This window comes from Streptomyces sp. NPDC047841, from assembly GCF_040704085.1.
Lineage (GTDB): Bacteria > Actinomycetota > Actinomycetes > Streptomycetales > Streptomycetaceae > Streptomyces > Streptomyces argyrophylli.
On sequence record NZ_JBEYRP010000010.1, the window covers coordinates 157,422 to 179,632 of the forward strand.

A 22,211-nucleotide genomic window follows, 5' to 3' on the forward strand; every position below is an offset into this window, starting at 1 on the left:
GGGAAGGCGGGGCGGTTCGGGCCCGGGGGGACCGGGCAGCTCGGCCCGGGTGCGTTCGGGTCTGGGACCACTGGGCAGCTCGGGTCCGGGGCGCTTGGGCAGCTCGGGCCGCATGCGCTCGGGCCAGGTGCTCCCGGGCCGCACGAGCGGGGGGAGCCGGAGCACCACAGGCACCTCCCCGCCGGGCAACCGACGCACCGGCTGCCCGAGCAGCACGGCTATGGGATGGCGGCGGGACAGCACCCGCACGCCGCGCACCCGGAGCAGCACCGGCCCCCGGTACCGGATCAGGCCCCGCACCACGCACCGGCGTCCCCTCTGCACAGGGAGCGGCCGTGACCGGCGGGCGGCCCGGTGGCGGCGGTGCCGGCCAGGAGCACGCCATCGGCCTGGACACGCTGGTACGGCTGCAACGCCGGCGCCCGGCCCCTGATCCGGCCCACCGCCTGTCCCTGCCGGACGGCATGACGACCCCGCTCGGCTGCGACGCCGTCGCCGTGCCCGACCGCCTCGGTCCGCTCGTCGTACCCCGGCTGCCACGGCTGGGATGCGTGTACGCCGACGGTTCCCATTGGTGGTGGATCGTTCCGTCGGACTCCGACTACGCCCTGCCCTGGCCGTCCCCGGCCCACTACGCAGTCGGTGCCCTGGTCACCGGCACCGCCCGGCTCATCCATCGCCCGGAGGGCACGGTTCCGTACACCCCGCCGATCCCGCTGTACCTGGCCCTGTGCCGGGTGACGGGAACGGCGCCGGACTGGTCGCGGGCGGTCTCGGCGTAGCCGTCGCCGCCCGGGCACGGCCGTCCCCTCCGTCCCCGGCGCGCTGTTCGCCGTCCGGCGCCACCGACGATGCCCCAGTCCGGCCGCCGATCCGTACCGCCCGGTCCCCCAGGTCCGCCCGGTCCCCCGGCCCCGGTCTCGGCCAGGGCCCACACGCCTCCCACCGCCCGCCCGCCGCGCCGCTCACGCGGATCGTGCTCCCTCCGCGCCCCTCGTACGTCCGCTCGCGCCCTGCCGAGCCGGGGTCCCCGGCCGGAATAGTGGCCGTTCCGTCGGGGCGCGGGAGGTCACGGTGAGGAAGAAGCGGGAGGCGTCCGAGCCGGTGGTGTCGGCGTCGGAACGGCTGCTGTTCGGCGGCCCGCTGCGGTACGACATGGGCTGGAACCGGCATGCGGACGCCTTCCTCACGCTGTCCTTCCGGGCGATGCTGACCCGGCTGCCCGGCATGCTGTCGTCCAGTCTCCGGCTGGCCCGGCAGGCGGACGCGCGGGCCGCGCGGGTGGTGCTGGCCGCCGAGGCGGGCCGGGGCGTGGCCCAGGCGGTGAGCCTGCTGGCCGTGAACAACGCGCTCGGCAAGCTGCTCACCGGCCCCGGCGTCGAGCAACGGCTGCGCGCGGCCGCCCCCGCCCTCGTCGTGATGGCCGCCGTGACCCTGGTCGCCGCGCTGCTGCGGGCCGCCTCCGTCTACGCCACCGGACGGCTGGAACCCAAGGTGGAGCGGGTGGCGACCGAGCTGTACCTGGAGCGGGCGGCGAACGTCGAGCTGGCCGCGATCGAGGACCACGCCTTCCACAAGCTGCTGGACACGGCCCAGTACGGCGCCCGGTCCGCCCGGCACATGATCGGCTACAGCACCGGGGTGATCAACGCGATGATCTCGCTGGTCGCCGCGGCGGGCGTGCTCACCGTGCTGCACCCCGCGCTGCTGCCCCTGCTGGTCACCATGACCCTGCCCAGCGCCTGGAGCGCGCTGACCAACGCCCGGCGCCGCTACGAGTCGTTCCACACCTGGGTCCAGCACGCGCGGGCCGGTCAGCTGATCAGCAGTCTGCTCACCGAGCCGGCCGCCGCGCCCGAGATCCGGGTGCACGGTGTGGGCCCGTTCCTGCTGCGCCACTTCCGGTCCATGTCGGAGACCGCGGAGGCGGAGCAGGCCCGGCTGTCCCGGCTGGCCGCGCGGACCGGTCTGATCGCCGCGGCCTGGACGGGCCTGGCGACCCTCGCCACGTACGCGACGCTGGGCGCGCTGCTGCTGTCGGGCACGATGGCCCTGGCGGTGGCCGGTACGGCGGTGATCGCGATCCGCACGGGTGCGGCGAGCCTGGACACGCTGGTGCTGGAGGTCAACCAGCTGCACGAGGAGGCTCTCTTCGTCGGTGATCTCCAGCGGCTGTACGCCGAGGCGGCCGAGCGGGCCGTCCCGGCGGGCGGCGAGCCGCTCCCCGAGGATCCCAAGGAGATCCGCTTCGAGAACGTCACCTTCAGTTACCCGCACGACGAGCCTCCGGCCGAGCGGCACCCGGCCTGCGACCACGGGGCCGCCCCGGCTGCGACCGTCCCCCACCCGGCCGGAGAACGCACGGCCGGGGAACAGCCGGCCGGAGGACACCCAGCCGGAGGACACCCGGCCGGCGCCGTCCCCCGCCCCGCCCTCGACAACGTCACCCTCGCCCTCCCCCTGGGCCGGATCATCGCCCTCGTCGGTGAGAACGGCTCGGGCAAGACCACGCTGGTCAAGCTGCTCGCGGGGCTGTACACACCGGACCGGGGCCGGATCCTGTGGGACGGCGTCGACGCGGCCCGAGCCGACCGGCGGCTGCTCGCCGAGCGCATCGCGATGGTGGCCCAGGACTTCAAGCGGTGGCCGTTCACCGCCCGGGTGAACGTGGCCGTCGGCCGCTCCACCGCGCCGATGACCGAGGAACGGCTGGCCACGTCGATCACCGAGGCGGGCGCCGAAGCCGTGGTCGCGGATCTGCCGCGCGGCCTGGACACCCTGCTGGCCCGGAACTTCAGCGGCGGACACGAGCTGTCCGGCGGCCAGTGGCAGCGGCTCGGCATCGCCCGGGCCGCCTACCGGCGCGGGAGCATCCTGATCGTGGACGAGCCGACGGCGGCGCTGGACGCGCGGGCCGAGCTGGAGGTGTTCGAGAAGATCCGGGCGCTGGCGGGCGGTGGGCAGACGGTCGTCCTGATCACCCACCGGCTGGCCTCGGTCCGGCATGCCGACCTGGTGCACGTGCTGGAGCACGGGCGTCTGGTGGAGTCCGGCACCCCGGAGGAGCTGCTGTCCAGGGGCGGTGTCTATGCGGAGCTGTACTCCCTCCAAGCGCGGCAGTTCACGGCGCGGGTGCCGGCCCCGGAGCCGGGCTGAACCGCCCCGGCAGCACTCATTCGGCCATCTCGCCGCCGCGGACGATCACGAGGAAGGCGTCCGTCGCGAGATCCATGACGACTTCGGCGGGCAGCCCTTCGAGCCGCCGGGCGTGCGCGAACTCCTCCGCGGGCCAGGAGCCCCGGGGACCACCGGCGGGAAAGCGTTCGAGCACCGTTCGCCCGTTCACCATCTCGCACCTCCAGAAAGCGTTGTACGTGTAGGGAGTTAACGCCCTGGAGAGGGGAAACGGCTCGGTCAGTGACGGGACTGAGACCTTGTCGGAACCAGGTCGGCGCGGACCGTGAGGATCCGCTCACCTTGTGACACGAACCGCACGCTCCGCATCCGGAACCGCACCATGCGTGTCAGCGTCCGCACCTCCGGTATCACCACGTCTCAGTACTCGTACTCGTCATGCAGCCGGAGCCGCTCGCTTCCGGCCGGGCTGCGGCCGAGTGCGGTCAGGTCGAGCAGGGCCGAGGTGGTGCCCAGTCCGTCCAGCCCGTCGTCGAACACCGAGTAGGTGTGGAAGACCCGGTCGTGGTCGCGCAGGAAGCAGCTGAGCCCCGGGCGCTCGACCAGTTCGCCGTCCGCCTCGACGGTGGCCTCGAAGTCGCGGTTGAAGTCACGGTTGACGTCGCGGTCGACGTCACGGACGCGGCCGGAGCGGCGGTCGCGGTCGCCGTCGTCGCCACTGTGCGCCGAGGAGTACCAGGGCACCGCCCAGCCCATCCGCGCCTTGAACGGCAGGATGCGGGTGAACGGTGCCCGGGAGACGGCCGCGAAGGAGGTGTTCCGGGCGCGCAGGTGGGCCAGGTGGCCGACCTGGTCCAGGAAGGCCGCGCAGCACGGACAGCCGGTCTCCCACTCCGGGGCGAACATGAAGTGGTGGACGACGAGCTGGGCCCGCCCCCCGAAGAGGTCGAGCAGGGTGGCCTTGCCGTCGCCGCCCTCGAAGACGTACTCCGGGTCGACCTCGACCATGGGCAGCCGCCGCCGCTCGGAGCCCAGTGCCTCGCGCGCCCGTCTGACCGCCTCCTCCTTGCGCAGCAACTCCTCGCGCGCCGCGCGCCACTGCTCGCGCGAGACGATCTCCGGGTACGACATGGGTCCTCCTGTCCGACGGTCGGTTCAGGGTGGTGACCGTCGGCGGCAGCGGAACTCATCGCGCGGGACGGAGGATTTCCGGCCAACTCCCGCCCGGCTTTCGGCCAGGAGCGGGCTCGGGTGCCCTACTGGCGGGGACGCCGTCCGTGGATGCGCGCGGCGCGAGCAGCCGGTCCGTCAGCTCCCGTAGGGGCTGCGGGTACTTCGAGGGCGAGGATGCCGTGGGCGATGAGGAGGTCGGTGCCGAGGAGCCCGGCGAGGTCAAGGTCCTACCACCGCCGCGCGACCCGCCGGGCGGACACCGCTACGCGGCAGCCGCCGCCTGCACCGGTACCCGCATCCCCCGCCGCTCCAGCTCACCCAGCGCATCCCGGAGGCGGCGCAGGTGACGGGGGGTGAGCCGGCCGGTCTCGTCGAGGTGCACCGCGCAGGCCGTGGTCGTGTCCACGAGCCGTTCGAGCACCTCGGCGACGGCGTCCGTGCCCTCCGTGTGGCGGGCGAGGGCGGGCAGTTCCGCGGCGGCGAGGGCGATGGCGGTCCGGGCCTCGGCGAGGGTCCGGTAGGCCTCCCGGCGCAGCGCCCACCGCTCGGCGCGGTCGCCGGACTCGCCGAGGACGTGTACGAGGTAGGCGTCGGCGGCGCTGCCGGCCGCGGCGAGCCGGGCCCGTACCCCGCCGCCCCGCTCCCCCGGCATCGGCAGATGCCCCACGACCAGCACGAGCACGCAGGCCAGCAGGGACTCGCCGATCCGGCTGACCGAGGCCTGCGGCTCCCCGCCGGCCATGACCAGGGCGAGGACGAGGACGGTGACGGCGGCGGTGAGCGCCGCGAAGTGCCGGGTGGCGACCGGGATGACCGCGCCGCAGACCGCCACCAGCGCGACCAGCCCGGCGGGACGGGGCAGCAGCGGGGCGAGAGCGGCGAACACCAGGGCGCCGAGCACGGTCCCGGCGGCCCGGCACAGCACCCGTGAGGCGAGCGGGCCGAGGTCGGGCTTGACGAGGAAGACGGTGGTGGCGGGCAGCCAGTACCAGTGCTCGTGCTGTCCGTACCAGCGGGCGTGGTGCAGGGCCTGGGCGATGGCGGCGCTGGCGCCGAAGCAGAGGGCGACACGCAGCCCGTACTCGCGCCCGCCGGTGCCCAGCGCGGCCCGCAGGGCGTGCCGGAAGCCGCGGCGGCGGCCGAGCAGCCCGCGGTGCGCGCCGTCGCCCCGGTCGAAGGCGTCGGCGGCCTGCAGCAGGGCGTCGTCCAGGGCGCGCAGGGCGGGCGCCGACCGGTGCGGTGCGGGCAGCGGGCCGGTACCTCTGTCGCCACGGACGGCGGCGGCGAGCCGCCGGGGTCCCTGCGCCGCCCGCGCCGGCACGGCCTCTCCCGCCCAGTACAGGGCGGTGGCGGCCTCGGCCAGGGGCAGGGCCGCTGCGAACCGGGCGTGCAGCCGGCGTTCGGCGGCGGAACCGGTGTACCGGCGCAGCCGGGGTCCGGCGAGGGCGTCCTGGGCGTGGTCGAGCGCGGCGGTCAGCGCGGCCCGCCGGGCGGTGGCGTCCTTCCCGCCCACGGCGTCGAGGAGCGCGGCGATGGCGTCGTACACCCCGGCGACGGCGTCCCGCTCGCCGTCGAACCGGAAGTCACCGGCGATCGAACCGGGGGTGGGCAGGGCCAGGCGCAGCGCCAGCAGCCAGCCGGCGCCGGCCAGGAAGACCAGGGCCCGCTGCCAGCCGCTCTCGGCCGCGGGCATCCCGGCGCCGATGGCCGCGGTGACGAGCAGCTGGGTGCCGGCGGCGGAGGCGACGGGCCCGACCGCGCTGACGCCGCCGGCGACCAGCCCCAACGCGGTGAGGGCGAGGGTCAGCGGTACGGCGGTGAGCCCCTGCCCGGCGCACGTGCCGAGGAACAGCCCCAGTGCCCCGGCCAGCGCGGGCACCCCGAGCCGCTTCACGGACGCGCGCCTGCTGCCGGGCCGGTCGTTGATGCCGGCGAGCATCGCACCGATGGCGGCGAGCACCCCGGAGGCCGTCTGCCCGCCGAGCATCCCGGCCAGCAGCAGCGGCCCGGCGGCGAGCGCTCCCCGGCACACGGCACTCCAGGGAACGGGACCGCGCTGGGCGCGGAAGGCATGAGCGAGCCAGAGGGGTACAGCACGCCGCGACACGGGGCTCCTGTTCACACGAGGGCGGGGGTGGGCCTTCGGACGACGGTGGCCGGTGGGGTACGTCCACGGTAGACCGCGTTCCCCGCGCGAACGGCACGCTCACGTTTCGGGCAGGTGAAAGGTGCCGGAGGCGGTGTTTCTTTATGAACGCAACGTCCCGGCGATGATGTCCTCGGCCGCCGCCACCGCATCCACCAGGGCGCCGGGCTCGGCCCGCAGCGCGGCCACCACCGCGTCGACCTCCCGCAGCCCCGCCCGCTCCAGGAGGCGTTTTTCGTTGGTCGCCCATTCGCCGCGGGCCGCGAGGACGGCATGGGCGGACTGGGTGGCGGCCGTGGCCAGGGCGCCGGCGGTTTCGGTGAGGCGGGCGTGGGGGGCGTGGTGGGTCCTGGCGTAGGAGAGGGTGGCGCGGGCGGTGCCGGACCAGTGGTCGAAGGCGGTGCGGCGGAGTGCGGGTGGGTAGGCGGCCGGGCGCGGGAGGTCGCCGCGCAGGACCTGGTTCAGCGCCAGTTCCGCGACGACCAGGTAGGAAGGGATGCCGGCCAGGTGAAACAGCAGCGGCTCCACCCGGAACCGGCCCTGCTCCGCCTCGGCCAGCTCGTGTGCGACGACGTCCAGGTCCCGGTAGTGCACGTCGACCCGGCGCCCGTCGATGGTCAGCCAGGCCCCGCCGTTGAAGACGCCGCCGCCCCAGCCGCCGATGTCGGAGACCTCGCCCGGCCAGCCGAGGGCACGGAGGTCGTCGGGGTCGAAGGGGCCCTGGTAGTAGACGGCCAGGTCCCAGTCGCTGTCGGGGCGGTGGGTGCCCTGGGCGCGGGAACCGCCGAGGGCCACGGCCCGTACGGTGGGCAGGGCGGCCAGGCGGTCGGCGGTGCCGGCGAGGAAGTCGGCGTCGGAGGAGTGCGGCATGCCCTCAGCCTGGCGCAGCCGCGCCCCGGTCCGCTGCTGGAATTCGTGAGCGCCGGTGAGGTGGCCCGGGTGGTTCGGGGTGACGGCGAGCGCGTAATTCGGATGCGGGCGGACCCGGTGAGGTCCGATCATCGGAGGGTCGCCCGCCGACCGTTGTTGTCCGAGGAGCCGCTCACCGTGATCCGGCGCGTCACCGCCCCCGCCCTCTTCCCGCCGCCCACCTACTCCCACGCCTCCGTCGTCGAGGCCGGCACCAAGCTCGCGTTCCTCGCCGGGGCCGTGCCGCTGGACGAGCGGGGAGAGATAGTCGGCCCCGGCGACCCCGTACGGCAGGCCGAGCAGGTGATCGCCAACCTCCGGGAGCAACTCCGTGCCGTCGGCAGCGACCTGGAGCACGTGCTGTCGACGGACGTGTACGTCGTGAGCGGCGAGCCCTCGCTGCTGTCCACGGTGTGGGAGGTGGTGGAGTCCTCGGGGCTGGGCGCGGGACCGCACTCCTCGACCCTGCTCGGCGTCGCCTGTCTCGGCTACACCGGTCAGCTCGTGGAGATCACGGCCACCGCCGTGGTGCCGGAGCGGGCGGGAGACGGCCGATGACGGACGCGGTCGTCCTGCGCCGCGCCGTCGCGGCGGACGCCCGCGCCGCCGCCGACGTCTATCTGCGCTCCTTCGACGCCGCGCTGCCGACGGTCGTCCGGCCGCACACCGACGACGAGGTCCGGGACCACATCCGGAACGTCGTGGTGCCGCTCCGGGAGACCTGGGTGGCCGAGGCGGCCGGGGCCGGGGTGGTCGGCCTGATGGTCCTGGACGGAGAGTCGCTGTCCCAGCTGTACCTGGACCCGGAGTGGCGGGGGCGGGGCATCGGGGACCGGTTCGTGGCGCTCGCCAAGGAACGCCGTCCCCAGGGCCTCAGCCTGTGGACCTTCCAGGTCAACGCGCCCGCCCACCGCTTCTACGAGCGGCACGGGTTCCTCGCCGCCGAGCACACGGACGGCAGCGGCAACGAGGAGCGGGAGCCGGACGTCCGGTACGTCTGGCGTCCCTGACCGCCACCTCCGGTGCCGGGCGCCCGGTACGTCCGGCGTCCCTGACGGTCACCTGCGGTGCCGGGCGCCCGCCCCTCCCGCGGGTGCGGAGGGCGGCTCATCCGGCCGGCCGCCCGCACGTCCTCCCCTTCGGCAGCGGCCGCGCGTGGCCTTCCGCCCGGCTCGTCCTCAGTCCCAGGGCCAGGCCCAGGCCCACCAGTGACTCCGCGCCCGTTCGGCGGCGGCCAGGAACGCCGACTCCCGTGCGCCTTCCAGCCGTGCTCCCTTAACCCGGCCGGCACGACCGCGTCGTAGGCGTGACCGTCGTACGTCCGTCAGCGCGTCGAGGACGGCAGCGGCGGACAGATGGCTGTCCAGCCAGCCCTCGGCGGACTCGGGCCCCGGGTAGGGGTCAGCCCGGCCACGGTGGTGCCCGGACCCGCCGCGGCACGGCCGGCGCACCGAGGAGTGGCCCGAACTCGTCGCCAGTCAACGCCAGTTGCCGCGCTGAGGCGGACCGGCACCGCCTCCGCGAGCTCTACGGCAGCCCGGCCGCCTGCGCCGCCGTGCGCAGGACCTCGCGGAGCATGGCGGGGGTGAGCCGGCCGGTGAAGGTGTTGCGCTGGCTGACATGGAAGCAGCCGAAGAGGTCCAGGCCGTCGAGCGGGACCCGGGTGCCGTGGGCGAAGGCCGGGCGGGGGCGGGGCACGGTCCAGCCCGCCGCCGCGAACGCGGGCAGCGCGGCCTGCCAGCCGAAGGCGCCGAGCACGACCACGGCCCGCAGGGTCGGCCGGAGCAGCGTCAGCTCCTGGACCAGCCAGGGACGGCAGGTGTCGCGCTCCCCCGGGGTCGGCTTGTTGGCGGGCGGGGCGCAGTGCACGGGCGCCGTGATCCGCACGCCGTACAGCTCCAGCCCGTCGTCGGCGCTGACCGAGGTCGGCTGCGAGGCCAGCCCCACGTCGTACAGCGCCTGGTACAGCACGTCTCCCGAACGGTCCCCGGTGAACATGCGGCCGGTGCGGTTGCCGCCGTGCGCGGCCGGGGCCAGCCCGATGATCGCCAGCCGCGCGTCGGCCGGCCCGAACCCGGGCACCGGCCGCCCCCAGTACGTCCAGTCGGCGAACGCGGCCCGCTTCGTACGGGCCACCTCCTCACGCCATTCGACCAGCCGGGGGCACGCCCGGCAGTCCGCGACCCGCCGGTCGAGCCGGGCCAGGGCACTGCTGTCGTCCATACGGCCACGGTATGCCCTGGGCGCGGGCGGTCCGCCGTGGGGAGGCCGGGTGCGGCGGGACCCGCGACACGGCCGGCGCCCGGTGCGCCACCGCCCTCGGCGCCGGGGCACCATTCGTGGAGGCCGGGCTCCGCCGGTGCTCCGGGCGCGGTGGCTCCAGGGGCCCGCTGCCACCGGGAAAACGCTTCCGGGTCCGCGGGTCCGGGGCGTTAAGGTCGGTGCATGGCTACCGATGACGCGGACGAGAACGTGGACCGTGGGACCGCTGGGGAAACCGGCGAGCCGGGCGCGACCGGCCCCGCCCCGGACGGCCGGCCGCTCGATCCCAAGGTCGCCGCCGCGGTGGCCGCCGCCGAGGCCGCCGGGCCCGCCGGCGGTGAAACCGTCCGTATCGACAGCTGGATCTGGGCCGTCCGCCTGATCAAGACCCGTTCCCTCGGCGCCACCGCCTGCCGGGGTGGGCATGTGCACGTGAACGGTGAGCGGGTGAAGCCCGCCCACTCCGTGCACGTCGGCGACGAGGTGCGGCTGCGGCACGAGGGCCGGGAACGGGTCGTGATCGTCAAGCGCCTGATCCGCAAGCGGGTGGGCGCACCCGTGGCCGCCCAGTGCTACATCGACAACTCCCCTCCGCCTCCGCCCCGCGAGGCCACCGCCCCCGCCGGCCTGCGCGACCGCGGCACCGGCCGCCCCACCAAACGGGACCGCCGCGAACTGGAACGCCTCCGCGGTGTCACCGGCCCGGGCATCCCGGCGGGCTTCCCCGGTCTGACGGATCCGGGCGGCCCCGGCACGTCCGGCGGACCTGGCGGGACCGGTGGCCGTGGCGGACGCGGTGGCCCGCGCGCTTCCGGCGGACGCGGCGGCTCGGGGGGCTCCGGCGGCTCGGGAGGACGACCGCGCGGACGCTGAGCCGACGAGACCGCGCCCGCGCCGGGCCGTCCGCTGCCGAGCCGGCCGAAGCGCCCTCACCCGGCCCACGGTTCCGGCGTCACCGTCGGCCCAGCAGCCGCAGCAGTTCCCTGCTGTGCGCCCGGCGGGTCCAGGCGATCAGGGCGAGGGGAACGATCAGGATCAGCGGCGTCGCCGCGTTCTGGCCGTGGAACACGGTGACCTGGACGGCGAACGCCCCCACCATGAGCGCACTGAGGGCGATCGCCGCCACGGACTGCAGCACCGGGACCAACAGCGCGATGGCTCCCGCGAGTTCGAGTGCGCCGATGGTGTACATGGCCCCGCTGCCCCAGCCGATCCTGTCGAAGGACTCGACGGCCGTGGGGTGCGCGATGAGCTTGGGCAGGGCACTCGCGATGCCGTAGAACAGCGCGAGCAGCACCTGCACCACGCGCAGCGCGACCCGGGCTCCGCGCGCCCGGCCGGTGAGCCCGCCGGCGCAGACCCCGGCGGGCGTCGTCATCGTGGAACTGGCGGGGGCGGTGGTCCTGGACATGGCGGTCTCCCGGTGAAGCGGTCCCGATTGCTGTCACCGAGGTAGACCAGCCGGCGCTCCGGAACTCATCGGCCGACGCCCCACCGGTCGAGCACGCTCGCCATCCGGTCCCGGACGCACGATCCCGTGTGCGGGGGCCGAGGTGACTACGCCGAGGGCACCGCCCGGACCCATATCCCGTCCGGTGTCAGATAGCTGTCCACCTCCAGTCCCGCTTCCGCCAGCGCCGACTCGAACTGCTCCTTCGTCAGGGGTCTGGAGAGGAACGTCTGCGTCCAGACGGCGTCCGGGAACACATACTCCACGTGGACCGAGTTCACCCCCTCGCCGGCCGGCCGCACCGAGGCGACCCGCACGGTGAAGCCGCTCGGGTCGACCCGCTCCCTGGGCACGTGGGTGTGGTAGTCCGCGCCCTCGCGCTGGATCAGCACACATCCGCCGTCCGCCACATGCCGGGCGCAGGTGCTCAGGATGCCCCGGCGCACCTCCTCGTCGCCGGCGTGCACCAGGAACGACGCAAGCATCACCACGTCGAACCTCTCGCCCAGGTCGAGGTCCTCGATGGAGCTGTGTATCGTGCGCGCTCCGCGGACCCGGGCCAGCATGTCGGCCGACTCGTCCACCGCCGTCACCGTGAAGCCGCGCTCCAGCAGCGGATGGGTCATCCGGCCCACCCCACTGCCGAGTTCCAGGATGTGTGCCCCGGCCGGCACGGCCGCGGCGATGATGTCCGGCTCCCCGCCCACCGGCAGGCGCGCGTACAACTCGACCGCGCAGCCGTCCGGGGTGATCGCACCCGGTCCCGTGCCCTCGTAGCCCTCACGCGTCTCGATCCTCATACCGGGACAACGGCCCGCCCCCGCACGCCCGTTCCCACCCTCCCCCAGTTCACTCGTTCGAGCTATTCAGTCCGGAACGGGAACCATCCGTGCCCGATGTACCAGTGGCCGCCCGCCCGCAGATGGTCCCCGACCGCCCGCTCCACGGACGTCCGGCGGGGCAGCGTGGCCACCGGCAGGTCCGGGTCCCCGAAGACGAACTGGACGGGCTCGGCGTCGGCCGGCTCACTCTCCTCGCGGGCGATGCGGAACCGTTCCTGGAAGCGCACGATGTTGGAGCCGGCGGGCAGATACCGCCGCAACTGCGGGTCCAGCAGCCAGGAGTGGCACAGCACCGCCACCGGCCGCTCCTCGGGGAAGTGCCGGGCGAAGAACGCACGGGCCAGCACCAGGGAGCGGTCGCAGGCGGAGGGGGTCAGCGGGCCGTGGAAGTCGGGGATGTGCAGGCTCAGGCAGGGCGTTCCGGGCGCCGCGTCCAGTCCGGCCGGCGCCGTCAGCCGCGCGTCGCGGTCCCCGAGCCTCGCCCGCTCGAACTGCAGCCGCCCGAGCTGGTACAGCTCGCCGCGGAAGTGCCGGACGAGCCAGCGCAGTGACTGCATCCCGGCCCTGCCCTGACGTCTGCGATGGAGGGCGAGGTGACGGCCGAGGTCGGCCAGGGTGCGCCGGGAGATCTCGGCCGGGATGCCGCGCGCCCGGTGGTACGCCTGGGTGCGGGGCAGCGCGGCGAGGAGGACGTGCACGGCGAAGGTGTCCGTCAGACCGGCCGGGGCCGAGGCGAGGAGACCGGGCAGGTCGGGCGTGCGGCCGGTGTCCTCCGGCTCCCGGAAGAGTTCCTCGACGCATTGCGTCAGGAGCCGGAGCGTGCCGGGATCACCGGTCAGCCCGCGCCACTGGGCGACCAGTTCGTTGACGTCCTCGTGCGGTACGGCCAGGTCGAGGAGCAGTGCGGGCAGGTCGTCGGCGTCCGGCAGCACGGGCGGTCCCCCTTCGGCCTCGACGGGCGGCATCGGCACACCCCCTCATCGGGGGTTCCCGTCGCCTCGTCGAGTGTTGATGCGCGTCGTCGTCGAAGAGTACGTTGCTGAGGAGGAGTGGTGGTCCGATGCGTACGGGCAGTGAACCGGCGACCGCGCGCAGTGCGCTGCGAGCGCGGTTCTGGCTGAGCCTGTGGGGTCTGGGCTGGGCGGTCTTCGGCACGGCGGCGTTCGCGCTGGCCGGGCGTCCGGGCTGGGCGGCGGCCTGCGGGGTGCTGTGGCTGCTGGTCACCGTCGACATGACCGTGATCCTCCGGCACATACGGCAGGGCCCGCACTACCAGCCGGGCCGGGACGTACCCCCGTACCGGCCGCCGGACGGCCCGCCGAATCCGCAGCGGCCGGGACACCGCCACCCGTACCGGGGGAAGTCGCGACACCGCCACCCGTGACCGGCCGGCGCGGCCGGTCACAGCCGGCGCGTCACGCCGCTCCGTCACTCCTCGAAGCGTGCCGCCTTCAGGTACTGCGGGTTGGGGTCCAGCGCCGCCGCCAGCCGGAAGTGGCGCTTGGCCTGGTCGGGGCGGCCCTGGCGTTCGTAGGTGCGGGCGAGTGCGAAGTGCGCGTACGCGTTGTCCGGCTCGCGCTCCAGCACGATGGTGAACTCGAGCTCGGCGGGACGCAGTTGCGCCGCGGCGAAGAAGGCGCGGGCGCGCAGCAGCCGGGCGGCGGTGTTCTCGGGGTGCGCGGCGATGACGCCGTCGAGCAGCTTCACCGCGCCCCGCGGGTCCCGCGCGTTGAGCAGTTGCTCGGCGGCACGGAAATCGATGACATGCGTTTCCGGAGTACGTCCGGTGGAACCGCTGGTCTCGGGCACGGCAGAGTCCTTCCCTCACTCCCGCCCTTCAACGCCCCGGGCCGGGCCGCTATTCCGTGCCGGCATGCCCTACCGGCCGTTTCGCACCTTCTATCCCGTACTGTCCGCGCCGTCGGCGTCCTCCGTGCCCTTCGGGGCCGCGTCGGCCTGGTGTGCCCGGCGTGCGAGGTCGTCCCACACCTCGGCGACGCGCCTCTCCAGCGCGTCCAGGGGAACGTCGTTGTCGATCACGATGTCCGCGATCTCCCGGCGCTGCTCACGGGTCGCCTGCGCGGCCATGCGCGCGCGTGCGTCCTCCTCGCTCATCCCGCGCAGCCGTACCAGCCGGTCGAGCTGGGTCGCGGGGCTCGCGTCCACGACGATCACGACGTCGTAGAGCGGGGCGAGGCCGTTCTCGGTGAGCAGGGGCACGTCGTGGACCACCACGGCGTCCGCGGCCGCGGCTCTCTCCAGCTCGCGGGAGCGGGCGCCCACCAGGGGGTGCACGATCGAGTTGAGGAGGGCGAGCTTGTCGGGGTCGGCGAAGACGACGGAACCGAGCCGGGGCCGGTCGAGGCTGCCGTCGGCGGCGAGGACGTCCGTGCCGAAGGCGTCGACCACGGCCGCGAGACCGGGCGTGCCGGGCTCGACGACCTCGCGCGCGATGCGGTCCGCGTCGATCAGTACGGCCCCGTGCCGCACGAGCAGCCGCGACACCTCGCTCTTGCCGGCGCCGATCCCGCCGGTCAGGCCCACTGTCAGCATGAGCGGAAGCTTAGGCCCTGCCTCCGCCGGCGGGACCGGCGGAGGTCAGTTGTCGCCCTCGCGCTCCGCCAGGAAGCGCTCGAACTCCCGCCCGATCTCGTCGGCCGACGGGATCTCCACCGGCTCGGCGAGCATGTTGCCCCTGGTCTCGGCGCCCGCCGCTGCGTCGTACTGGTGCTCGAGGCCCTGGATGAGCGCGGTCAGTTCCTCGTCGCCCTCCTGGATCTGCCGGTCGATCTCGGTCTGCGTGCGGTGCGCGTCGGTGCGCAGCGCGTGCGCGACGCCGGGCAGGACCAGGCCGGTGGCGGCCGTGATGGCCTCCAGGACGGTGAGGGCGGCGTCCGGGTACGGCGAACGGGCGATGTAGTGCGGGACGTGCGCGGCGACGCCCAGGACGTCGTGCCCGGCCTCCATGAGGCGGTATTCGAGCAGCGCCTCGGCGCTGCCGGGGACCTGCGCCTCCTCGAAGGGGCTGCGGTGGCCGGGGACGAGGTCGGTGCGGTTGCCGTGCGGGGTCAGGCCCACGGGGCGGGTGTGCGGGACGCCCATGGGGATGCCGTGGAAGTTCACCGACAGGCGCACGCCGAGGCGCTCCACTATCTGCCGCACGGCCGCCGCGAACCGCTCCCACTCCACGTCGGGCTCGGGGCCGGACAGCAGCAGGAACGGGGCGCCGGTGGTGTCCTGGACGAGGCGGACCTCGATGGCCGGGGTCTCGTAGCCGGTCCAGCGGTCCCGCTTGAAGGTCAGCAGGGGCCGGCGGGCGCGGTAGTCCACGAGCCGGTCGTGGTCGAACCGGGCCACGACCTGGTGGGGCATCGAGTCGAGCAGCCGGTCGACGATCTGGTCGCCGGTCTCGCCCGCGTCGATGTATCCGTCGAAGTGGTAGAGCATGACAAGGCCGGCCGACTCCTGGGCGAGCGCCATGTCCACCACGGCCAGGCCCTTCGGCTCCCATGCGTACAAACCCTGCGGATCAAGCACTGTGACCGCTCCTCCTCGTGTTCCTCATGGACAACGTGCCCCGGAACAGGGGAATTCCCGCGACACGCCGCTGATCAGCGATCCGGTGCGGGACACCTTGACGGTCCGTCACCTGGTCCGTACCTTCGCGACAGCCGAGTTCGGCAGGCCGGTCGCCGTTCAGGCAGGGGGGACGGCGCGACAGGAGGGCACTCCATGCGCATCCGCACGCCGCTCACCTCCCCGTTCGCCGCCGCCCTGGCCGCCGGCGCACTGCTCATGACCGCCACCGGCCCGGCCTCGGCCGCCACCACGATCGAGGTGACGACCGCCGCCCAGCTGAAGGCCGCGCTCGGCGCCGCCGGACCCGGTGACACGATCCACCTGGCGGACGGCACGTACACCGGGAACTTCAAGGCGACGACACCGGCCACGGCGTCGGCCCGCATCACCCTCACCGGCTCCCCCGGGGCCGTGCTCACCGCCGGCGGCGGCTACGGCCTCCACCTGAACGGCGCCTCCTACTGGACCGTCCAGGGCGTCACCGTGACCGGCGGCCAGAAGGGCATCGTGATCGACGCGGCCAGGGGGGTCGTGGTCGACGGCGTCACGGTGCACGGCCTGGACATGGAGGGCGTGCACTTCCGCACGTCCAGCACGGACGGCGTGATCAGGAACTCCAGGATCTACGACACGGGCGGCGACGGCCGAGGCATGGGCGAGGGCGTCTACGTCGGGACCGCGAACACGCTGTCGGACAGGAGCGACCGCATCCAGATCCTGGACAACACGATCGGCCCCGGCGTGGGCGGCGAGAACGTCGACATCAAGGAGGGCACGACCGGCGCCCGGATCATCGGCAACATCTTCGACGGCGGCGGCCTGACCGGCGCGAACTACGACGACTCCTGGGTCGACGTGAAGGGCAACGACGTCCTCGTCCAGGACAACACCGGCACCGCGACCAGCAACGACGGCTACCAGACCCACACCCAGCAGCCCGGCTGGGGCTGCGGCACGATCTTCCAGGGCAACCGGTCGGACCTGACGGCCGCCACCGGGACGACCCGCCTGGCGATCAACGTCACCAACTTCGGGTCCGGCTGCACGACGACGGTCCACAGCAGCAACACGGTGACGGGCGGCAGGGGTCTGACCAACATCGCGGTGACCCCGTAGAACGCCGGTGACCCCGTAGCACACCGAGGGGCCGCACCTCGGAAGGTACGGCCCCTCAGCCTGCTATCGGCTAAGCCCAGCGGCTAGCGTTCAGCTCTGCCCACCGGCCAGCTTCTCGCGCAGCGCGGCCAGCGCCTCGTCCGAGGCCAGCGCACCGGAGGTGTCCGCGCCCTCGGAGGAGTACGAACCGCCGGTCGCGGCCGGAGCCGCAGCCTCGCCACCCTCGGCCGCGGCAGCGGCGTCGGCCTCGCGGGACTTGATGACCTGCTGCTGGTGCTGCTCGAAGCGGGACTGCGCCTCGGCGTACTGGCGCTCCCACTCCTCGCGCTGCTTCTCGTAGCCCTCGAGCCAGTCGTTGGTCTCGGGGTCGAAGCCCTCGGGGTAGATGTAGTTGCCCTGGTCGTCGTAGGACGCGGCCATGCCGTACAGGGTCGGGTCGAATTCGACCGCGGACGGGTCGGCACCGAAGGACTCGTTGGCCTGCTTCAGCGAGAGGCTGATGCGACGGCGCTCGAGGTCGATGTCGATGACCTTGACGAAGATCTCGTCGTTGACCTGGACGACCTGCTCCGGGATCTCCACGTGGCGCTCGGCCAGCTCGGAGATGTGGACCAGACCCTCGATGCCCTCGTCCACGCGGACGAACGCACCGAACGGAACCAGCTTCGTGACCTTGCCGGGCACGACCTGGCCGATCTGGTGGGTGCGGGCGAACTGCTGCCACGGGTCTTCCTGGGTCGCCTTCAGCGACAGGGAGACGCGCTCGCGGTCCATGTCGACGTCGAGGACCTCGACGGTGACCTCCTGGCCGACCTCGACGACCTCGGACGGGTGGTCGATGTGCTTCCAGGACAGCTCGGAGACGTGGACCAGACCGTCGACGCCACCCAGGTCCACGAAGGCACCGAAGTTGACGATCGAGGAGACCACACCGGAGCGGACCTGACCCTTCTGGAGGGTCGTGAGGAACGTCTGGCGGACCTCGGACTGGGTCTGCTCCAGCCAGGCACGGCGGGACAGGACCACGTTGTTGCGGTTCTTGTCCAGCTCGATGATCTTGGCCTCGAGCTCCTTGCCGACGTACGGCTGGAGGTCGCGGACGCGGCGCATCTCGACCAGGGAGGCCGGGAGGAAGCCACGGAGGCCGATGTCGAGGATGAGACCACCCTTGACGACCTCGATGACGGTACCGGTGACGATGCCGTCCTCTTCCTTGATCTTCTCGATGGTGCCCCAGGCACGCTCGTACTGGGCGCGCTTCTTCGAGAGGATCAGGCGGCCTTCCTTGTCCTCCTTCTGGAGGACCAGGGCCTCGATCTCGTCGCCGACGGCGACGACCTCGTTCGGGTCGACGTCGTGCTTGATCGAGAGCTCGCGGCTCGGGATGACACCTTCGGTCTTGTAACCGATGTCGAGCAGGACCTCGTCCCGGTCGACCTTCACGATGACGCCGTCGACGATGTCGCCGTCGTTGAAGTACTTGATCGTCTCGTCGATCGCTGCGAGGAAAGCTTCCTCGTTACCGATGTCGTTGACCGCTACCTGCGGGGTGGTGGCGGTGGTCTCGGTGCTGCTCGTCATGTGGGAAAGGGCTCCGGTACGGACATTGAAGTCGTAGGTACTGCTTACGCCGGGAGCCCGTTTCGCTCTGCAGAAGCCGGACAGCCAAGGAAGCGCCACTTTGAGCACCGGGTGCCCGGTGGCGCCTCGACAACCGAGGGGACATACATACAGATGCGAGCGCAGCCTGCTACGTCTGAGGTGCGCAGGCCCGCAGCGCAACTTGTAGCATACGGGGGCAGCCGGACATGGTCAATGCGCGAAGGCGCACACCCGAGGCAGATCGCCGCATTTCCGGCAGAAGAAACGTCCCGACAGGCCACGCGGGCAGGGGAAACCACCTCGCACGGACCCCCGGCGGGCTGGACGGAAGAGTACGACGAGGGAGCCGATCATCCAAGAGCCGGAAGCGCACGGGCCGGAGGGGTCAGACGGGTTCGAGCCCGAGGCCACGCGGCGTGAGGCGGACGTCACGGAGAGCGCGCGGGCCAACCGGGGCTGGTGGGACCGCAACGCCGACGAGTACCAGACCGAGCACGGCACGTTCCTCGGCGACGACCGCTTCGTGTGGGGCCCGGAGGGCCTGGACGAGGTGGAGGCCGAGCTGCTCGGCCCGCCGGGGGAGCTGAAGGGCAAGGCGGTCCTGGAGATCGGCGCCGGCGCGGCGCAGTGCGCGCGCTGGCTGGCCGCGCAGGGGGCGCGTCCGGTGGCCCTGGACCTGTCGCACCGCCAGTTGCAGCACGCGCTGCGGATCGGCGGATCGTTCCCGCTGGTCTGCGCCGACGCCGGCGCGCTGCCCTTCGCGGACGGCTCCTTCGACCTCGCGTGCTCCGCGTACGGGGCGCTGCCGTTCGTGGCCGACCCCCGGCTGGTGCTGGGCGAGGTCTCCCGGGTGCTGCGGCCGGGCGGCCGGTTCGTGTTCTCGGTGACGCATCCGGTCCGCTGGGCGTTCCCGGACGAGCCGGGCCCGGAGGGCCTGTCGGTGTCCTCGTCCTACTTCGACCGCACGCCGTACGTGGAGCAGGACGAGGAGGGCCGCGCGGTCTACGTGGAGCACCACCGCACGCTCGGCGACCGGGTCCGGGACATCGTGGCCTGCGGGTTCCGGCTGGTGGACCTGGTGGAGCCGGAGTGGCCGGCCTGGAACACCTCGGAGTGGGGCGGCTGGTCGCCGCTGCGCGGGAACCTGATCCCGGGCACGGCGATCTTCGTGTGCGAGCGGGAGTGATCACCCCGGGTGGCGCGGGCGCTGCCCGGCACCGGCCGGTACACGCGCGCGTGCCGGCCGTCCGCGGCCCCGTACGACACTAGGGGCGTGATCCGTTACGACGCCCTGGACGCCCTGCCCGTGCGCGGCGCCCTCCCTGCCCTGGCCGAGGCCCTGGACGGGCACGGCACCGCCGTCCTCGTGGCACCGCCCGGCACCGGCAAGACGACGCTGGTGCCGCTGGTGCTGGCGGGGCTCGTCGGCGGCGGTCCCGCGCGCCGGGTCGTGGTGGCCGAGCCGCGGCGGATCGCGGCGCGGGCGGCGGCGCGGCGCATGGCGTGGCTGCTGGGCGAGAAGCCCGGCGGGAGCGTCGGCTTCACGGTGCGCGGCGAGCGGGCCGTGGGGCGGCACACGCGCGTGGAGGTCGTGACGACCGGTGTCCTGCTGCAGCGGCTCCAGCGCAACCAGGAGCTGGCCGGGGTGGACGTCGTCGTCCTCGACGAGTGCCACGAGCGGCACCTGGACGCGGACACGGCGGCCGCGTTCCTGTGGGACGTGCGGCAGGCGCTGCGGCCGGAGCTGCGGCTGGTGGCCGCGTCGGCGACCACGGACGCCGAGGGGTGGGCGCGGCTGCTCGGCGGGGCGCCGGTGGTCGAGGCGGCGGGCGTGGCGCATCCGGTGGAGGTCGTGTGGGCTCCCCCGGCGCGTCCGGTCCGGCCGCCGCACGGGATGCGGGTGGATCCGGCGCTGCTGGCCCATGTGGCGTCGGTGGTGCGGCGGGCGCTGGCCGAGCGGGCCGGGGACGTGCTGTGCTTCCTGCCCGGCGTCGGAGAGATCGCGCGCGTGGCGGGCCTGCTGGGGGATCTCGGTGACGTGGACGTGCTCCAGGTGCACGGGCGGGCGCCGGCCGCCGCGCAGGACGCGGTGCTGGTGCCCGGGGAGCGGCGCCGGGTGGTGCTGGCGACGTCCGTGGCCGAGTCGTCGCTGACCGTGCCGGGGGTGCGGGTGGTGGTCGACTCCGGGCTGGCGCGGGAACCCCGGGTGGACCACGCGCGCGGGCTGAGCGGGCTGACGACCGTGCGGGCGTCGCGGGCGGCGGGCCGGCAGCGGGCGGGGCGGGCCGGGCGTGAGGCGCCGGGTGCGGTGTACCGGTGCTGGGCGGAGGTCGAGGACGGCCGTCTGCCGGCTTTCCCGGCGCCGGAGATCAAGGTGGCCGACCTAACCGCGTTCGCCCTCCAGGCGGCCTGCTGGGGCGATCCGGACGCCTCCGGGCTGGCGTTGCTGGATGCGCCGCCCGGCGGGGCGATGGCCGCGGCACGCTCGGCCCTGGCGGCGGTGGGGGCGGTGGACCGCGTCGGACGGGCCACGGAGGCCGGCGCGCGGATGGCCCGGCTGGGGGTGCACCCGCGGCTGGGGCGGGCCTTGCTGGACACGGGCGGTCGAGGGGCCGAGGTGGTCGCCCTGCTCTCCGAGGAGGTGCCCCGGGAGTACGGGGACGATCTCGCCGGTGCGCTGCGCCGCGCCCGGCGCGGGGGTGACGCGTACGCCGCGCGGTGGTCGGCGGAGGTCCGGCGGCTGCGGGCCGTCTCGGAGGAGTTCTCCGGCCCGGCCCGTGACGGCCGGCGGGAAGGCGCCGTCCAGGCCGGACCGGGCATCGGTGACGACCGGCTCGCCGCGCTCGTCGTCGCCCTGGCCTTTCCCGAGCGGGTCGCCAGGCTGGACGGCGGGTCGTACCTCATGGCGTCCGGGACGCGGGCGGAACCGGCCGGGGGATCGGCGCTGCGCGGTGCTCCCTGGATCGTCGTGGCCGTCGCCGACCGGCCCTCCGGCAAGGGCCACGCGCGCGTGCTGCTCGGCGCGGCCGTGGACGAAGACGTGGCGCGGGCCGCCGCGGGCGCGCTGCGGACGGAGGGGGACGAGGTGCGCTGGGCCGACGGGGACGTCGTGGCCCGGCACGTCGAACGGCTGGGGGCGATCGAGCTGGCCGTACGGCCCCTGAAGGACCCCGGTCCGGCTCTCGTACGCGGCGCCCTGCTCGACGGGCTCCGGCAGGACGGGCTCGGGCTGCTCCGCTGGCCGCCGCAGGCGGAGCTGCTGCGGCAACGGCTGGCGTTCCTGCGGGCGCACCTGGGAGAGCCGTGGCCGGACGTGTCCGACGCCGCGCTCCACGCGCGCGTGGACGAGTGGCTGGAACCCGAGCTGAGCCGGGCCCGGCGGCGCTCCGATCTCGCCCGGATCGACGCCGGACAGGCACTCGCGCGGCTGCTGCCCTGGGCGAGCGGTCAGGCCGCCCGGCTCGACGAGCTCGCACCCGAGCGGATCGCCGTACCGAGCGGGTCCCGGGTCCGGATCGACTACCGGGATCCCGAACGCCCGGTCCTCGCCGTCAAGCTCCAGGAGATGTTCGGGCTGCGGGAGACGCCGGCGGTCGCGGGCGTGCCGCTGCTCGTGCACCTGCTCTCGCCCGCCGGGCGGCCCGCCGCCGTGACGGCCGACCTCGCCTCCTTCTGGGCGGACGGCTACCGGGCCGTCCGCGCGGAGCTGCGCGGGCGGTACCCCAAGCACCCGTGGCCGGAGGACCCCGCGACCGCCGAGCCCACACGGCACACGACCGCGCGGCTCAGGCGCTGACCGCTGTTCCCGTCTCGCCCGCCCGTCGCCACGGTGCCGGACGACCTGACGACCCATCAAAAACCGGTGGTGGCCCGTCGGGAACTGGTGGGGCCCGTCGGGAACCGACCGTCCGCCGGGGGACCCGCATGCGCGCCCTGACCGTCGCCGCGACCGGTCCCGCCTGCGCGCACGAAGGAGGGCGCCCGCCCGCCGGAGCGG

Annotated in this window: 21 protein-coding genes and 1 pseudogene; 9 read left to right on the plus strand and 13 right to left on the minus strand. The window is 74.1% G+C overall.

Going from position 1 to position 22,211, the window contains the following annotated elements; translation table 11 throughout:
• Nucleotides 1–335 precede the first annotated feature (335 nt).
• Together AB0947_RS18255 and AB0947_RS18260 are read left to right on the plus strand one after the other, a co-directional pair.
• Nucleotides 336–782, plus strand: coding sequence for a hypothetical protein (locus AB0947_RS18255; protein ID WP_366751341.1), 447 nt, complete (start codon nt 336–338; stop codon nt 780–782).
• Between the two features lie 292 nt (nt 783–1,074).
• A complete protein-coding gene (locus AB0947_RS18260; protein WP_366751342.1) occupies nt 1,075–3,156 on the plus strand; it encodes an ABC transporter ATP-binding protein in 2,082 nt (693 codons plus the stop codon).
• A gap of 16 nt (nt 3,157–3,172) precedes the next feature.
• On the opposite strand, the gene AB0947_RS18265 is transcribed toward AB0947_RS18260, so the two are convergent.
• From AB0947_RS18265 to AB0947_RS18280, 4 genes are all read right to left on the minus strand, one after another.
• Complete coding sequence (locus tag AB0947_RS18265) at nt 3,173–3,349, minus strand: hypothetical protein (protein ID WP_366751343.1); 177 nt, start codon at nt 3,347–3,349, stop codon at nt 3,173–3,175.
• 206 nt (nt 3,350–3,555) lie between these two features.
• Nucleotides 3,556–4,266 carry a DUF899 domain-containing protein gene (locus tag AB0947_RS18270; protein ID WP_366751344.1) on the minus strand — a complete coding sequence of 237 codons (711 nt, stop codon included), beginning with the start codon at nt 4,264–4,266 and terminating at the stop codon, nt 3,556–3,558.
• A gap of 304 nt (nt 4,267–4,570) precedes the next feature.
• The gene (locus tag AB0947_RS18275; protein ID WP_366751345.1) at nt 4,571–6,415 is read right to left on the minus strand and encodes an FUSC family protein; all 1,845 of its coding nucleotides are present in this window, start codon (nt 6,413–6,415) and stop codon (nt 4,571–4,573) included.
• Nucleotides 6,416–6,556: 141 nt separating this feature from the next.
• A complete protein-coding gene (locus tag AB0947_RS18280) occupies nt 6,557–7,324 on the minus strand; it encodes a nucleotidyltransferase domain-containing protein (RefSeq protein WP_366751498.1) in 768 nt (255 codons plus the stop codon).
• 177 nt (nt 7,325–7,501) lie between these two features.
• Between AB0947_RS18280 and AB0947_RS18285 the strand changes: the two genes are divergently transcribed.
• Together AB0947_RS18285 and AB0947_RS18290 are read left to right on the plus strand one after the other, a co-directional pair.
• Nucleotides 7,502–7,921, plus strand: a complete 420-nt coding sequence (locus AB0947_RS18285) for a RidA family protein (protein WP_366751346.1) — start codon at nt 7,502–7,504, stop codon at nt 7,919–7,921.
• Nucleotides 7,918–8,373 carry a GNAT family N-acetyltransferase gene (locus AB0947_RS18290; RefSeq protein WP_366751347.1) on the plus strand — a complete coding sequence of 152 codons (456 nt, stop codon included), beginning with the start codon at nt 7,918–7,920 and terminating at the stop codon, nt 8,371–8,373. The genes AB0947_RS18285 and AB0947_RS18290 overlap by 4 nt, the downstream gene beginning before the upstream one ends.
• Before the next feature lie 254 nt (nt 8,374–8,627).
• Here the strand turns inward: AB0947_RS18290 and AB0947_RS18295 are convergent.
• Together AB0947_RS18295 and AB0947_RS18300 are read right to left on the minus strand one after the other, a co-directional pair.
• A pseudogene (locus tag AB0947_RS18295) lies at nt 8,628–8,777 on the minus strand (Asp/Glu/hydantoin racemase); the annotation flags it as partial.
• Between the two features lie 113 nt (nt 8,778–8,890).
• Nucleotides 8,891–9,586, minus strand: a complete 696-nt coding sequence (locus AB0947_RS18300; RefSeq protein ID WP_366751348.1) for a uracil-DNA glycosylase — start codon at nt 9,584–9,586, stop codon at nt 8,891–8,893.
• Nucleotides 9,587–9,808: 222 nt separating this feature from the next.
• On the opposite strand from AB0947_RS18300, the gene AB0947_RS18305 reads away from it, so the two are divergent.
• Entirely contained in the window at nt 9,809–10,498 is a 690-nt protein-coding gene (locus AB0947_RS18305; RefSeq protein ID WP_366751349.1) for an RNA-binding S4 domain-containing protein, read from the plus strand.
• A 79-nt stretch (nt 10,499–10,577) separates the two neighbouring features.
• On the opposite strand, the gene AB0947_RS18310 is transcribed toward AB0947_RS18305, so the two are convergent.
• The 3 genes from AB0947_RS18310 to AB0947_RS18320 all read right to left on the minus strand — a co-directional run bounded on the left by AB0947_RS18310 (nt 10,578) and on the right by AB0947_RS18320 (nt 12,849).
• Nucleotides 10,578–11,036, minus strand: coding sequence for a DoxX family protein (locus tag AB0947_RS18310; protein WP_366751350.1), 459 nt, complete (start codon nt 11,034–11,036; stop codon nt 10,578–10,580).
• Between the two features lie 146 nt (nt 11,037–11,182).
• Entirely contained in the window at nt 11,183–11,875 is a 693-nt protein-coding gene (locus tag AB0947_RS18315; RefSeq protein WP_366751351.1) for a class I SAM-dependent methyltransferase, read from the minus strand.
• A gap of 62 nt (nt 11,876–11,937) precedes the next feature.
• Nucleotides 11,938–12,849 (minus strand): acyltransferase domain-containing protein, encoded by a 912-nt coding sequence (locus tag AB0947_RS18320; RefSeq protein WP_366751499.1) that lies wholly within the window; start codon nt 12,847–12,849, stop codon nt 11,938–11,940.
• Nucleotides 12,850–12,977: 128 nt separating this feature from the next.
• On the opposite strand from AB0947_RS18320, the gene AB0947_RS18325 reads away from it, so the two are divergent.
• Complete coding sequence (locus tag AB0947_RS18325; RefSeq protein ID WP_366751352.1) at nt 12,978–13,301, plus strand: DUF6343 family protein; 324 nt, start codon at nt 12,978–12,980, stop codon at nt 13,299–13,301.
• Nucleotides 13,302–13,345: 44 nt separating this feature from the next.
• Here the strand turns inward: AB0947_RS18325 and AB0947_RS18330 are convergent, their stop codons facing one another.
• From AB0947_RS18330 to AB0947_RS18340, 3 genes are all read right to left on the minus strand, one after another.
• On the minus strand, nt 13,346–13,726 hold the full coding sequence (locus AB0947_RS18330) for a tetratricopeptide repeat protein (RefSeq protein ID WP_014672069.1): 381 nt from the start codon (nt 13,724–13,726) through the stop codon (nt 13,346–13,348).
• 90 nt (nt 13,727–13,816) lie between these two features.
• The gene (gene coaE / locus AB0947_RS18335) at nt 13,817–14,470 is read right to left on the minus strand and encodes a dephospho-CoA kinase (RefSeq protein WP_366751353.1); all 654 of its coding nucleotides are present in this window, start codon (nt 14,468–14,470) and stop codon (nt 13,817–13,819) included.
• A gap of 45 nt (nt 14,471–14,515) precedes the next feature.
• Nucleotides 14,516–15,454, minus strand: a complete 939-nt coding sequence (locus AB0947_RS18340; protein WP_366751354.1) for a PAC2 family protein — start codon at nt 15,452–15,454, stop codon at nt 14,516–14,518.
• Between the two features lie 195 nt (nt 15,455–15,649).
• Here AB0947_RS18340 and AB0947_RS18345 point away from each other — a divergent pair, with 195 nt between their 5' ends.
• Complete coding sequence (locus tag AB0947_RS18345; RefSeq protein ID WP_366751355.1) at nt 15,650–16,612, plus strand: right-handed parallel beta-helix repeat-containing protein; 963 nt, start codon at nt 15,650–15,652, stop codon at nt 16,610–16,612.
• A gap of 90 nt (nt 16,613–16,702) precedes the next feature.
• Here the strand turns inward: AB0947_RS18345 and rpsA are convergent, their stop codons facing one another.
• Nucleotides 16,703–18,193 (minus strand): 30S ribosomal protein S1, encoded by a 1,491-nt coding sequence (rpsA, locus tag AB0947_RS18350; RefSeq protein ID WP_046426488.1) that lies wholly within the window; start codon nt 18,191–18,193, stop codon nt 16,703–16,705.
• 370 nt (nt 18,194–18,563) lie between these two features.
• Here rpsA and AB0947_RS18355 point away from each other — a divergent pair, with 370 nt between their 5' ends.
• The gene (locus AB0947_RS18355; RefSeq protein WP_366751500.1) at nt 18,564–19,400 is read left to right on the plus strand and encodes a class I SAM-dependent methyltransferase; all 837 of its coding nucleotides are present in this window, start codon (nt 18,564–18,566) and stop codon (nt 19,398–19,400) included.
• An 87-nt stretch (nt 19,401–19,487) separates the two neighbouring features.
• Nucleotides 19,488–22,010, plus strand: coding sequence for an ATP-dependent helicase HrpB (gene hrpB / locus AB0947_RS18360; protein ID WP_366751356.1), 2,523 nt, complete (start codon nt 19,488–19,490; stop codon nt 22,008–22,010).
• Nucleotides 22,011–22,211: the final 201 nt, after the last annotated feature.

Excerpts from the sequence above, each read along its gene's own strand:
- AB0947_RS18265 (WP_366751343.1), bottom strand. The coding sequence starts at position 3,349 with ATGGTGAACGGGCGAACGGTGCTCGAACGCTTTCCCGCCGGTGGTCCC.
- AB0947_RS18270 (WP_366751344.1), bottom strand. The coding sequence starts at position 4,266 with ATGTCGTACCCGGAGATCGTCTCGCGCGAGCAGTGGCGCGCGGCGCGC.
- AB0947_RS18280 (WP_366751498.1), bottom strand. The coding sequence starts at position 7,324 with ATGCCGCACTCCTCCGACGCCGACTTCCTCGCCGGCACCGCCGACCGC.
- AB0947_RS18290 (WP_366751347.1), top strand. The coding sequence starts at position 7,918 with ATGACGGACGCGGTCGTCCTGCGCCGCGCCGTCGCGGCGGACGCCCGC.
- AB0947_RS18300 (WP_366751348.1), bottom strand. The coding sequence starts at position 9,586 with ATGGACGACAGCAGTGCCCTGGCCCGGCTCGACCGGCGGGTCGCGGAC.
- AB0947_RS18305 (WP_366751349.1), top strand. The coding sequence starts at position 9,809 with ATGGCTACCGATGACGCGGACGAGAACGTGGACCGTGGGACCGCTGGG.
- AB0947_RS18310 (WP_366751350.1), bottom strand. The coding sequence starts at position 11,036 with ATGTCCAGGACCACCGCCCCCGCCAGTTCCACGATGACGACGCCCGCC.
- AB0947_RS18315 (WP_366751351.1), bottom strand. The coding sequence starts at position 11,875 with ATGAGGATCGAGACGCGTGAGGGCTACGAGGGCACGGGACCGGGTGCG.
- AB0947_RS18325 (WP_366751352.1), top strand. The coding sequence starts at position 12,978 with ATGCGTACGGGCAGTGAACCGGCGACCGCGCGCAGTGCGCTGCGAGCG.
- coaE (WP_366751353.1), bottom strand. The coding sequence starts at position 14,470 with ATGCTGACAGTGGGCCTGACCGGCGGGATCGGCGCCGGCAAGAGCGAG.
- AB0947_RS18345 (WP_366751355.1), top strand. The coding sequence starts at position 15,650 with ATGCGCATCCGCACGCCGCTCACCTCCCCGTTCGCCGCCGCCCTGGCC.
- rpsA (WP_046426488.1), bottom strand. The coding sequence starts at position 18,193 with ATGACGAGCAGCACCGAGACCACCGCCACCACCCCGCAGGTAGCGGTC.